Source organism: Corynebacterium sp. KPL3927 (assembly GCF_040225835.1).
Classification (GTDB): Bacteria; Actinomycetota; Actinomycetes; order Mycobacteriales; family Mycobacteriaceae; genus Corynebacterium.
The window spans coordinates 1-12,554 of the sequence record NZ_JBEHGD010000007.1; the positions used below are offsets into that span (position 1 = coordinate 1).

Here is a 12,554-nt window from a genome sequence, read left to right on the forward strand (position 1 = left end):
CTCACGCGGGGAGCACGTGAAATCGCTGCCACGCTGGGCGATGTCGGCGGGATCATCCCCGCTCACGCGGGGAGCACCGCCACTGTTTGGTGGCGTGGCACGCAGGGTGGGGCTCATCCCCGCTCACGCGGGGAGCACGGTGGCGTTATCGTCCAAGCGGCGGGTGGCGTAGGCTCATCCCCGCTCACGCGGGGAGCACGTGAAATCGCTGCCACGCTGGGCGATGTCGGCGGGATCATCCCCGCTCACGCGGGGAGCACGCTCAACCGCTTTGCCGATAAGGGCATAACCGGGGGCTCATCCCCGCTCACGCGGGGAGCACACGACTCAGCGTGTCCTGGAGGTCTTGGCCGGGTGGCTCATCCCCGCTCACGCGGGGAGCACGCTTGCCAGAGACTCCGGTCATCGTCGAGTCGACGGCTCATCCCCGCTCACGCGGGGAGCACGGCAGAGATTGGCAAAAAGCTGGACATAACTGGGGCTCATCCCCGCTCACGCGGGGAGCACGTGATCTAGGGGCAGGGGAGAAGGCTGGCGGACGGCTCATCCCCGCTCACGCGGGGAGCACGGCAGATAATTCTGCCTTGCTGCCTTTGAAGGCGGGCTCATCCCCGCTCACGCGGGGAGCACTTATTAGCCACATCGTGCTCACTCTTAGGCGGGGGCTCATCCCCGCTCACGCGGGGAGCACTTCCATGGATGAAGGTCCAAAAGTTGGAGCGGCGGCTCATCCCCGCTCACGCGGGGAGCACTCGGTGGCTTTGATGCTTATTGTGGCGAATTGGGGCTCATCCCCGCTCACGCGGGGAGCACGTAGACATTTACGTTGATTGTGCCTGGTGAGTGGGCTCATCCCCGCTCACGCGGGGAGCACCACTGTGCGTCACATCGTGCGGTGGCGGGGTTACGGCTCATCCCCGCTCACGCGGGGAGCACTGAGCTTTGCGGTGCCAATCAGTAGCCACGCGGGGCTCATCCCCGCTCACGCGGGGAGCACCGGTGAGTGGGCAGGCTGAAAACGCCGGCGTCAGGCTCATCCCCGCTCACGCGGGGAGCACACCAGCATGGGCGCCCCAACCGCGTCACAGAACGGCTCATCCCCGCTCACGCGGGGAGCACGCAAGCAGCAGGCCATGGACCTCGACAATATTGGGCTCATCCCCGCTCACGCGGGGAGCACGTGATGATTTCGTACTGGACTGCGTCGTTGAAGGGCTCATCCCCGCTCACGCGGGGAGCACCCATCTGGTCGGCAAGCTTTTGTTGCAGACCAAGGCTCATCCCCGCTCACGCGGGGAGCACTCGGCTTTTTGGGCTTTTTTTGGCTCGGGTTGGGGGCTCATCCCCGCTCACGCGGGGAGCACCAGCTGGAGCTAGTAGGGGCCGCCACCCGCCGGGGCTCATCCCCGCTCACGCGGGGAGCACGTGTTCTTTGACTTTTTTGGCGACGGCGGTGACGGCTCATCCCCGCTCACGCGGGGAGCACCTTCAGCCAATCTTCTCCACTATTGGTGAGTGGGGCTCATCCCCGCTCACGCGGGGAGCACCTGCTGGGCTTCATGCTGCTGGCCAGCTGCTGCGGCTCATCCCCGCTCACGCGGGGAGCACCGCTGGTGGGCATTCCGCTGGACATTTTCAACCGGCTCATCCCCGCTCACGCGGGGAGCACTCTTGATTCCGCTGGTTATCATCGCGGTTGTCGGGCTCATCCCCGCTCACGCGGGGAGCACTGGGGTCAGTAGGCGAGCTCCGAGGATGGGGACGGCTCATCCCCGCTCACGCGGGGAGCACGCGCACGCCTCCAGCTTGCCTACATGACCATCCGGCTCATCCCCGCTCACGCGGGGAGCACACGCCTCTGACACACATCGGCACCTCAGCAGGGGGCTCATCCCCGCTCACGCGGGGAGCACGATAACCCTCACCCCGTGGCGCTCGAACTCTCGGGCTCATCCCCGCTCACGCGGGGAGCACCAGGATTTTCCTTATCGCCGATAATATTGGTGGGGCTCATCCCCGCTCACGCGGGGAGCACAGGCCGTTATGCGTGGAGCGCACCAGCTTGTCCGGCTCATCCCCGCTCACGCGGGGAGCACTTAGGCTGCATTTTTCCGCCATTTCTGTACGAGGGCTCATCCCCGCTCACGCGGGGAGCACTCAGCCGCGCTTCTATAGGCGGCGTCACCGAAGGGCTCATCCCCGCTCACGCGGGGAGCACCCCACGCTGGGGCACGACTCATTGGGGAGTAGAGGCTCATCCCCGCTCACGCGGGGAGCACATGACGATACTGCCAGCGATGGAGAGTAAACCGGGCTCATCCCCGCTCACGCGGGGAGCACCCTACTGCTAACACTTTGTCAGGATATGGATGGGGCTCATCCCCGCTCACGCGGGGAGCACGAGGTGCCAGGTGTGGCCTTTGTAGTCGGTGAGGGCTCATCCCCGCTCACGCGGGGAGCACGCTGTGGATACGATTCCTATCGTCGTCGGCGAGGGCTCATCCCCGCTCACGCGGGGAGCACTCCCAGCCTGCTCTTTACCGCCTATCTGACTAGGGCTCATCCCCGCTCACGCGGGGAGCACGAGTTGAGTACCCATTCTGATTGGCCGGACGTGGGCTCATCCCCGCTCACGCGGGGAGCACGAAGCAAGACGGTTAAAACCATCACTGAACGCCGGCTCATCCCCGCTCACGCGGGGAGCACGATTCCGTAAGGCCTTGGGCGGAATCATGAAGGGGCTCATCCCCGCTCACGCGGGGAGCACTACTTCGAGGGTGACGGTGCCGGCGTCGTTGACGGCTCATCCCCGCTCACGCGGGGAGCACTCACGACCGGAATAACCCACCACAAACCGCCGGGGCTCATCCCCGCTCACGCGGGGAGCACTACGGTCGCTAAGCAGCTGAACCGTGTCGGTGGGGCTCATCCCCGCTCACGCGGGGAGCACTCAGGGCGATGATGCCGGTGATGGTGTAGATGGGGCTCATCCCCGCTCACGCGGGGAGCACGCCAGCATGGCGTGAACCGCAGTCCAAGACCGAGGGCTCATCCCCGCTCACGCGGGGAGCACGAGATTTAGCGATTAGCTTCACTCTCGAGCGGGGGCTCATCCCCGCTCACGCGGGGAGCACCGGCTTCCCAGAGCTGCTTTATCAGGTTGAAGAGGCTCATCCCCGCTCACGCGGGGAGCACACTTGCTGAACAGCAGAAATTCGAGCCTTAAACGTATTTTACATACGACTTGTATTTTGGGGAAAGCTACCCTCGAAGCTCCACGCGGTCTAATATCCTCCCTTCTGTTTCTTATAAGAAATACGGTTACGTCGGGCTTGAGACCATCCAGTCCTTCGCTGTGGTTGCTTAGACTTAGTCGGTCGCGTCATCAAGGTAATCCCGTCAAAATCCGTAGGTTCCCAATGATGTCTGTGAGTCTTGAACTCCATTCCCTGCTCATTCGCGACTGAATACACCAAAAGTGCGCGGCCATCTTTACAAAGCTCGGTTGTACGATCCCAGAGCAAATCTCGTATACGAGCAGAGGGACGTCCCACGAATACACCGGGAGTCAGTTCAATGAGCCACTTGGACAGATCGCCGCGTAGTCCAGCGGGACAAGCAGTAATAACCAGCACCATCATGACAACGTTTCCTCTTCTGCCCAGTTAAGACCAGAAGCGATGACTTCAAGTTCACTCCACAGCATTAACTCGGCATCACTGACAAGCTCGTCATCAGGAACATCAAAAAGTGCTTTAAGGTCTTGAACCATCCGCGGCATGAGGCGGCGTGAGACAACTTGATCCCGCACGAAACGACGCACTTCCACAGAGGGATTACCCTGTTGAGCTGCGACAGCATCGAATGCCGCTGGAATAGAAATCTCTGCTTTGTAGAGGTCAGCAATGTCGTAGACGAATGACCTATCGGTGCCTGTATGTACTATCCCCAAGGCAGGGATGAAACCAAGCGCCGCAACGACAGCATGAGCAACTCCATATAGTGCGGCGCTGCCCGCAGTCAGGGCCTGGTTAATTGGGTCAGACGAGTCGAAATCATTGGGATCATAAGACCTCCGAGTCCAATAGACTCCAGTACGCTCGGCTTCAGCCGCATATATTCGCTTCATGCGTGCCCCTTCGCGGCCACGCAGCTGGGACATCGTCAGCTGAGAAACGTCTTCTCCTGGAAACCGCATGGCATACATTCTGCGAGCCACGTCCAAACGCTTCCGCTGGTGAGACACTACCTGCGCATGAATTTCAGCCATGCGGGACGATTTCGCTGGTGGCCGACCGTGCGCATAGTACCGAACGCCGCGCTCACCTACCCAGAGGGTGGTAACCCCGGCATCGCCAAGCAAAGCCATACCTGCGTAAGTAATCCTCGTTCCTGGACCAAGCAGCAGTGCCGCCAATTGTGTGGCTGGTACATGTGCGACGCCGCGCTGGTCCGTAATCGTTAGTGAATTACCGTCCCTATTAATCACGCAGCGCTCGGCGTACAGGAAACTGATTCGGTCTCCCATCCGGGACAAAGCTTGGCGGGTGACAGGAACTTCGCTTGGATTAGACATCAAGACCCCATCGGTCGAGCTAGGGTCATCATGCCACAACCATAACCACGAGCTCTTCCTATCCCATGAGTAAGTGTGTGCCGAAGAGCCTCAGGATCTTTGACCTCTAAGGTTCCGCGGTATCGGGCTGTGGCGATACGCACACGCCTGTTGCCATTTCCTTTCCGGAAATCCAACGTTTTTCGCTCAATAATCGCGGTTTCTTCTTCCACGGACCACCGAGAACGCTCATCATCGCTGACATCATCCCCTGCTCGGGGTGCTAGTTCGAATCCGGCATTTTCTGCTCGCCGATACAACCACTCCAACTGGTGTTCCACAGACACATGAGCCTTCACTTTGCCTCGCTTGCCTCCATTAGCTTGCGAATACGTTGGGTTGGCTACCAGTTCAAAGATCCATCTTTGCCCCTTAGTCAGTGAATTCAGCAGACGGTCATACTCAACCGATTGTCCCGGCCGTGTATCCCACCCTGCTTGTTCCACAATCACATGGTCAGTTGGCTTTTCAGGCCCCACCACATAAAGGGAATGGTGATGCGCACCTCCATCAAGGCGCCATAAAATTCGCCCAGACTCGTGAGCCACATCCGGTGGAAATGACGCGGCAACTGCAGCGTGCATTGCTTGTGGATTAGCAAGTAGCTTTCGCCCTTGACGCCGCTGAGGATTGATAAGAATTTTGGTTAACGTACTCATACATTCATCACCGCCTCCAAAAACGGATCCGGGCGCCGCTCCGCGCTATCTAAGGGGTTGTCCACATTCGCAAACTCCTTTTGCACCACAGTGCGCCATGAATACTTGCGGTGCTGCGGATCAAAAGACTTCGGTACATCCTGGCAAGCCACGCCGGATTCTCCTGGGAGGGAGTCCCGGTAAATCGGCAGCGATACTTCCCCACCACTGGATCTCATATACTCCTTGGTGGCGTGCCACGTGCCGTGCTCTTGTAATGCCGTAACCGCAGGCTTTTCAACCACACCAAGCACCACATTGGGCGGAGCCGGGCACGAGCGTCGGCCCAAATAGAGCGGAAATACCGGCCGGTTTAGATTCTCCGCAAAATTCTCGAGTTGCTCGCGATCCTCACTTTCGATTGCCGCGACGAATGCGGCATCTGACAGGAAATAGCGGGTAATGAGCTTTGCGGATGCCTGTGGATCCTTTTGCCAGTTTTGCGCGGTTTGATAATCGCGCAAAAGGCTCCCGGATTGATCGACACGCACCGCGAACTTGAGACCCGCCAAATCGGCCATATCTTCATCACGACTGCGTCCTTCAGCTGCGGCTAGCATGCCAAGAACTCCTGACTTTGAGGGCAAGGACGAAGTTGCACGGGTAGCGTAGCGAGATTCCGTTCCCCACGACTGCATCGGCCCTTTAAGCAGCAACAACAATGATGCTGTCATCGTTTTAAGCCTCCTACTCCGAAAGCGCGGAAGACAAACGCTGCGAAAGCTCTGGCAGCGTCACTTCGTCAGCGATTTGTGCGAAAGCCTGACGGGCCTCGCTCAACCCAACCACAAAGGCTGCCTTAGGCTGCAGCCCATAGTTTTCTTCAAACTCGGTTTCTTCTTTCGCCAACGCTTCGGCACCGGCGACGCGCAAGCTCTGATCGGCGGTTGGCTCTACTGGTTCTTCGAAGGCCGTAACTAGGCTCACCGGGCGGGTATCGCGAACTGCGATATAAATGAGCTCAGGCATTGTTTGGTTGGCAAAGGTATTGATTTTGCCCGTGGGCATAGACTTGATGAATGCATCAACGAAATTCACTGCGGCTTGCTTTGCGTTTTCTGCCGAGTCGAGATTTTGTGTCAGTCCATCTAGATTCACCGTGGCATAACGGTACAAGGTAGAAGACATCATTTGTACAGTGCCAATCATGCCTGCACCAGTTTCTTCGCCTTCCTCGGCCAAGTCATCGACCGCGGTGAAATAGTCGAATTCAGGCGCGCTGGCGTGAATTCCCAGTGCATGCGCAACTTGTACCGCAGCATCGACGTTATACGCAGCATCATCGGCAACCATACGCCCAAACAACGCCATATCTACCGAGTGCTGGGTATCAAGGATTTCCAGGGCATCCTTCTTCTTAATCTTTTCACCGTCGGCCGCAAAAATCGCCTCTGCGGCACGTTCAATCTGGTGCGGGCTCAAGAACAACAAGTATTTGGTCTGCGGATACTGCGCTGCTGCTAGTTCTTCTTCGGTGGTTTCCTTGGAATCTTTCAGCGCCTTGATACGTTTCGCATCCACTTCCGTCTTAATTCCTGCAGCTTTGAAAAGCTCAGCAACTTCCTTTTGAGCTCGCTCCGCATCCCAGCCTTCGTGTTCTTGAACCTTACGTGCGATCTTCTCTGGAAGCCGCTTCGAGCGATCCCCCACAGATTCAGCATCGATTTCAGATTCAAAGTACTTGCGGATTGCACGCTTCCATGCCTGTGAAGAGACTCGCTGACGCGGTACGCCGCCGTAAACGGCAGACTTAGGCGCCCCGGTGTCGTCACGATTGATCAGAGAAGGCGGAAGAGTCTGCAGAGCGTGGATATCGATGGTCAAAGCCATTGCGAAAATTCCTTTCTAGAATATGAAAATTGATTTTAAGAAGTCGGTTCGGTCTGAGAAGACGCATAAGAACCGAGTGCGAAGTCACGTGCCCATTTCAATAGCACGCCTTGTCGCTGTGTATGAGCTTTTTGAGTAGCGTTTTTGCTGCCTAGAACCCGCAGATCCTGAGCAAATGCACCGTAGTCAAACCCCAAATTTTCCCCGCGCAATAGCGTTACCAAGGAACGAATATGTATGAGGCGGGAAGCCTCATCGGGAGATACGAGCATCGCATCAAACCGCGGTTTCGTGGATTGTGACTGACTGTGCGCATAGAAACGACCGCAGGCCCGTGCGAAACTTTGGCCTTTAATATGTGCTTCAGTGCTAGCGCTTTGTAGATGGATGCCTAGCATCGTCAGGGCTTGAAAGGCCGCGAGTTCTGATGCGGACGGTGCGGCGCCCTTTCCCATCTCTTGTTCACTCAATGCAGGCTCCAATAAAAGGAGGACCTCTTCAAGCGCGACGGGGTGTTGTTCAAGACGTACCGCAGAATACTTTCGTAATTGGGCTAGGACTGCGCGTGCTCGCGCTTGTTTATTGTGCTGTGGCGAATGCAAATAATCATTCTGCAGCGCCTCTGCGGTACGCGCCACGGAGGTTCGCAAACGCGGGCCTGTGTACTCCGCAGTAGTTCCTTCCTGCGGATGACTGGTGTCATGCATGGGCAACACCTTCCTTCATAGGTGAGCTAGGACTCTGATTTCGTGTGGACTTGCCTGTTAACGGCAGGTTCTTATCAAAACGCCGCTGTAGCTGCTGGAAAAGGGATCCAGCTGAGACGATTCGGCCCTTTCCGTCTTCTCCTGTATCTACTTCCCTGCCAATGACCGCCTTCATCCCGGCGCCGCGCAGCAGTTCCATTGCGTGGGAGATAGCTACTGTTCGAACTCGTTCCTGCCAGTTGATTTGAGCGCTGTCTGCATTTTCAACAGAAATGGTCTGCATCCACGCAATAAACTCTGGCTCCAACTGGGCATAAAACCTGTCCTTAGACTTAACGCCGAATTCATAATCATCGCCCGCGGCTACCCGCAGTTGACCTTCAAACCAGCCCAAGCTCACGGCTGTTTCATAGGTCTTTTGTGCGGCAGTGCGGACAGCATTACGCGCTTGCCTGCCAAGATCATCTTCGCGCAATACCACTAGGGGAAGCCCGATCGTGGTGCTGAAAGTGGTGGCTACTGAAGATTCCTGCGGTCCGTATTCCATCGAAACCAAGGCAATATCAAAGGCGCCTTGGTTTAGATATCCATCAACGTCAAGTGCAGCGAGATTGCTGAGATTGGCTGGTCGCTTGGGAGCTTTTGCCTTTTTCTGGTCGAAACCTGGGTCGTCTTCGACGGCAACCAAAGCATCAAGTGCGCGCCACATGGTCTGAGTGGAATCGTAGGGACGCGCGTAGTAAGCATCTTGGCCGGCCTTCGACTGGTTGGGGCTATACCGATACGGCGTCATGGGATCACCCATGACATTCTTTCCCGCATCCGGAATGCGATCACCATTCGATACGAGGACACGAGTAATCTGGCCTTCTTCAGCTACTAGGCGCACTCGTCGTGCCTGCCAAGTTGCCAAATCAGCCGCTCCTTGGGGCACAGCACCAAGCTTGTCATCCGATCCACGGCGCTGCGCAGCGGTATCAGGTTCTCTTTCCCATACCGGTTTATCCAGCTCAATTGGGTTAGTTCCCTGCTCCGTCATAACAGCTGCCATAGGAGTATTTAGCAAAAGCGTTTCTAGGAGGCCTTCAGTTCCAAGCACCAAAGTTCCGCCCGTTCGACCAGTCCAACCTGTGCCGATGGGGTAACCTCTACCACCCTTTACGCGAGGGTCTCCTACTGCGCCGGTTTTAATACCGGAATAATCATAAGCTTGCAGGTGAAGCAACCAACGGGCGGCCTCATCTAGAGGAATTGCCCGCCGCCCCTCAGCCGTACGCATCGTGAAATGATCATCAGCGGCTTCTGGAACTATATAGGAAATCGGTCGAGTCTCATTTTTCTGCGAGTGAATATCCGCCACCTGCATGAAGGGAACAGTGTCAGAGAGTAAATCGAACCGGTCTCTAAAGGCATCAAGATAATCTAAAACAACTTGGTCCCGCTTCGTCTCGCATAATTCTTCACGCTTTTCCGCGAACCATTCGCCCCAATCAAAGCTGGCGCGTTTCCGCCTTCCGCCTGCTGCTTCCGCTAATTCTTGCGCATGAGCACGCCAAAATATAGCCAATAACAGCCTTATGACCGCATAATCCTGGGTCGGTGAATCGCCCACAATTTTATGGGCATCGCCCTGTCCAGAAAATATGTCCCGGATGCTCAACGCTTTGCGATTATCCGCACTGTCCATGCACAAAATCCATGGCTCATCGAGCAGGTTAAAGGTTTCTGTATCAGTCATTATCTTTCGCCTCCTTTCTTTTAAAAGTGAATTGGTGGATGATGTGGCTGCCCCTAGTAAAAGGAGGTGCTCTCAGCCTAACTAGTGCCTCGGACATATCACTCACGCCCATCACTCATAATTTCGATTCCCAGCTGGCTCGTATACCGCAGAACAAAGCGTCCTACCTGCGTCTCTCCCCCTTTATCTAACGGCAAAGCCAGTTGTCCCCGCAGTAAGTAGTGTGACCCCCACTCGGCCGGGGTTGCCCCTTCGAGGTCATTGACCACCGCATCAAAGTCCGAGTCATAACGGGTCATTCGCACAGGCAGTCGTACTGTACTAGACGCAAGATGAAAGGCCAGCTTATACGGAATATCGGCAGCCTCGATGACTTCTTCATCCCAGCCCCACGGGCGATAGCCATAATCAGTCTCGATGATGGGGATCACCTCAACGCTGGGCTCTGCGTCACGAACTTGGGCCGCACCTTTGATCTCGGCATTGTCTGCGGAATCATCCTGCAGACGTGCGAATAGAGCGTCCAGGCCGTTGGTACTCCATGGATCTGGCAATCGGAACGTTGAGGACGCTGAATGCGCTGTGGATTCCTCAAAATCACGCGTCGCAATGGCCTCTTCCCACGATTCGTTCCACGCCTCTGGCGGCTTAAAGTTGCGATCATATGCAGCTGCTACAAGCGGAGCGATGTCGTCTGGTCGGCGAATCTTATTTGGCAAGACTGCATAGGTTGATAGCAATATCGCACGGCCGTAAATGGCCTCGGCACCTGATTCAAATTCCGGGACTGGTGAGGAAGATTCTAGCCCGCGAATAACAACCTGTGGTTCGCGCAGTTTTTCGGGTCGATCGCTGGAAGGACGCCCGTGGCGGTGCAGCCTCCCGATGCGCTGAATGAGCAGATCCATAGGTGCGATATCAGTAATCAGGGCATCGGCATCAATATCCAAGCTCTGTTCCGCCACCTGAGTGGCCACCACAATTTTTTGCTTAGGCCGACCTGCTCCCCTGTGGGCATCCGGGCCAAGTTGTCGCCGTAATGAATCTTCTTTTTCTACGCGTTCCCAAGCCACAAATCCCGCATGATGAAGCTCCACGCAATCACCATAGCTTTCGGCGAGTTCCGAATACGCAGCCTGCGCTCGTGCGATAGTATTGCAGATAATAAGAACACACCCGCCATCAACGAGCCATTCCCCGAGAAGTTCGTGCAGTGAATCTTCGCCTTCCGCAAGGAAACTAATTGTGGCTTCAAGATCTGTTGGAGACGCTGGGACCTCTAGAGAACGAATTTCGTCTTCTGTCGCCACTGTGATTAGTGGGTAGCCAGTCGGCTCTTCCTCTGGCCATTGACCGTCGGAGTACGCGCTGACCAATGCGCGTCGCTTGTCCGCCGGCAACGTGGCGGACATGACGATGATGCTGGCACCATAAAACCCCAACCATTCGATGGCACTGCGGAGGTAATCGGAGGAATACACATCAAAGGAATGAACCTCATCAAAAATTACTACTTTGCCTGCTAGGCCGACGTGCCTCAGCATGGAAAACCGCTGCTGTAGCGCCATCATGAGCACTTGATCAACGGTACCCACCACGAAATTGGAAAGAATGCCGAGCCGCCGTCCAGACATCCACTGCGATGCAACAACGTTGCCATCTTCTTCTTCATAACGGTTGATTCCCGTAAATTTTAAATCCGTATAAGGCTTGGCCAACGCATTTTTGGAATGCGCGAGATACATCGATCGAACAGAATCTGTCGTTATATTTCGACTCCATTCGATGGTCCTTTGCAATAGTCCATTCGCGGTGGCCATGGTCGGAGCGGCAAAAAAGATTCCTTGTGCCCCGCTACGCGCCGCAAGCACTTCCGCCGCCGCTAAGGCAGCTTCAGTCTTACCTACACCTGTTTCGGCTTCCAGGACTATGAGCGCTGGCTCATTGATCGCGCTGGCAGCCTCCACCATTTCCTGTTGTACTTGTCGCGCTTTAAACTCTGCGGGCCACCCAAACGATTGCCGGAATTGCTCGTCGATGTCCTGATGCAATCGAGCTTCCGGTTCCCAGGGTGAGGTCAAGTCAATGAGCTCTGCAGCCCTTGTCACTCGGTCTAGTTGAGTTCCCTCCACGCGCAAGCTGAAAGCCTTTTCATTGGAAGCAATCCAGTCCGCCATAACCACTAAGCCGGTAAGCATTTGCGCGGCTGCGGGCGAGACTTTCGGCAGTTTGGCAAAGACCTGCGCAAGCTCATTTTCCCCACAAAGTTTCGCCATGGCATCAAGAAGTTCGCCATGAACCATTCGCCACCCCGAAGGATAATCTTGAATCAATTCTCGGACCGCTTTACTCGGCCCGCTTGCGGCACCATGATGAGCATTGACAACCGCGGCCACAGAGTTAGCCTTTGGCAGGGTAAGTCCCTGTTCTTCAAGCCAGATTGCTAAAATTTCACCAGAGGCAATGCCATGCGGAAGCTTGGACATATTCGCCTCTGAGGCGCTCAATTCAATATTTAGTCCCGCGTCGCTAACGGCGTGGACCAAATGCGCAACGTCACTGCGGTCAAGAAGAAGCCGCTGGAAAGTTTTAACACCTTTTCCAACATCATGGGACCCAGCAAGAAAGACGTAGAGAACTTCTATATCCGTCTCTGAGACACGCAACTCGGCTTTCAGGAACTCCTTTACCGAACGAGAAAGCCAAGAGTTAAACACCAGGGATGCAGCACACGCGGAATCAACCATATGTTGCGGCAGGTTGAGATGGTCTACACCGTCACCCGATTTCGCCCACAAGCTCCGCGCCTGCTGACTGCGTTGACCAGACCAACCATCTGCACGAGTGCAAAAATCCACTGTCTTCGCTGGTAATTTCATGGTTCTATCTCCAGTACAGCCTTCACCAAGTCCAACTTCTATGGTGAACTTGAGTTATTAACTAATGATTCATAACTATACATCATC

At 56.0% G+C, this 12,554-nt stretch carries 8 protein-coding genes and 1 CRISPR repeat array; all 8 genes read right to left on the bottom strand.

Annotated features, from left to right (window positions below):
• Positions 1-49: 49 nt before the first annotated feature.
• Positions 50-3,195: a CRISPR direct-repeat array (repeat unit 28 nt; unit sequence GGCTCATCCCCGCTCACGCGGGGAGCAC).
• An 89-nt stretch (positions 3,196-3,284) separates the two neighbouring features.
• Complete coding sequence (gene cas2e / locus ABRP86_RS05105) at positions 3,285-3,641, bottom strand: type I-E CRISPR-associated endoribonuclease Cas2e (protein WP_284869496.1); 357 nt, start codon at positions 3,639-3,641, stop codon at positions 3,285-3,287.
• The gene (gene cas1e, locus ABRP86_RS05110) at positions 3,638-4,576 is read right to left on the bottom strand and encodes a type I-E CRISPR-associated endonuclease Cas1e (RefSeq protein ID WP_349862850.1); all 939 of its coding nucleotides are present in this window, start codon (positions 4,574-4,576) and stop codon (positions 3,638-3,640) included. The genes cas2e and cas1e overlap by 4 nt, the downstream gene beginning before the upstream one ends.
• Positions 4,576-5,274 (bottom strand): type I-E CRISPR-associated protein Cas6/Cse3/CasE, encoded by a 699-nt coding sequence (gene cas6e, locus ABRP86_RS05115; RefSeq protein WP_284869499.1) that lies wholly within the window; start codon positions 5,272-5,274, stop codon positions 4,576-4,578. The genes cas1e and cas6e overlap by 1 nt, the downstream gene beginning before the upstream one ends.
• Positions 5,271-5,987, bottom strand: coding sequence for a type I-E CRISPR-associated protein Cas5/CasD (gene cas5e / locus ABRP86_RS05120; RefSeq protein ID WP_284869501.1), 717 nt, complete (start codon positions 5,985-5,987; stop codon positions 5,271-5,273). The genes cas6e and cas5e overlap by 4 nt, the downstream gene beginning before the upstream one ends.
• A gap of 13 nt (positions 5,988-6,000) precedes the next feature.
• A complete protein-coding gene (cas7e, locus tag ABRP86_RS05125; protein ID WP_284869502.1) occupies positions 6,001-7,143 on the bottom strand; it encodes a type I-E CRISPR-associated protein Cas7/Cse4/CasC in 1,143 nt (380 codons plus the stop codon).
• A 35-nt stretch (positions 7,144-7,178) separates the two neighbouring features.
• Positions 7,179-7,850: a type I-E CRISPR-associated protein Cse2/CasB gene (gene casB / locus ABRP86_RS05130; RefSeq protein WP_284869503.1), complete on the bottom strand. Its 672-nt coding sequence runs from the start codon at positions 7,848-7,850 to the stop codon at positions 7,179-7,181.
• Positions 7,843-9,588, bottom strand: a complete 1,746-nt coding sequence (casA, locus tag ABRP86_RS05135) for a type I-E CRISPR-associated protein Cse1/CasA (RefSeq protein ID WP_349862853.1) — start codon at positions 9,586-9,588, stop codon at positions 7,843-7,845. The genes casB and casA overlap by 8 nt, the downstream gene beginning before the upstream one ends.
• A gap of 98 nt (positions 9,589-9,686) precedes the next feature.
• On the bottom strand, positions 9,687-12,467 hold the full coding sequence (cas3, locus tag ABRP86_RS05140) for a CRISPR-associated helicase Cas3' (protein ID WP_284869506.1): 2,781 nt from the start codon (positions 12,465-12,467) through the stop codon (positions 9,687-9,689).
• Between the last annotated feature and the right edge of the window lie 87 nt (positions 12,468-12,554).

What these genes read in the sequence shown, in the direction of transcription:
- cas2e (WP_284869496.1), bottom strand. Translation starts at nt 3,641, where the DNA reads ATGATGGTGCTGGTTATTACTGCTTGTCCCGCTGGACTACGCGGCGAT.
- cas1e (WP_349862850.1), bottom strand. Translation starts at nt 4,576, where the DNA reads ATGTCTAATCCAAGCGAAGTTCCTGTCACCCGCCAAGCTTTGTCCCGG.
- cas6e (WP_284869499.1), bottom strand. Translation starts at nt 5,274, where the DNA reads ATGAGTACGTTAACCAAAATTCTTATCAATCCTCAGCGGCGTCAAGGG.
- cas5e (WP_284869501.1), bottom strand. Translation starts at nt 5,987, where the DNA reads ATGACAGCATCATTGTTGTTGCTGCTTAAAGGGCCGATGCAGTCGTGG.
- cas7e (WP_284869502.1), bottom strand. Translation starts at nt 7,143, where the DNA reads ATGGCTTTGACCATCGATATCCACGCTCTGCAGACTCTTCCGCCTTCT.
- casB (WP_284869503.1), bottom strand. Translation starts at nt 7,850, where the DNA reads ATGCATGACACCAGTCATCCGCAGGAAGGAACTACTGCGGAGTACACA.
- casA (WP_349862853.1), bottom strand. Translation starts at nt 9,588, where the DNA reads ATGACTGATACAGAAACCTTTAACCTGCTCGATGAGCCATGGATTTTG.
- cas3 (WP_284869506.1), bottom strand. Translation starts at nt 12,467, where the DNA reads ATGAAATTACCAGCGAAGACAGTGGATTTTTGCACTCGTGCAGATGGT.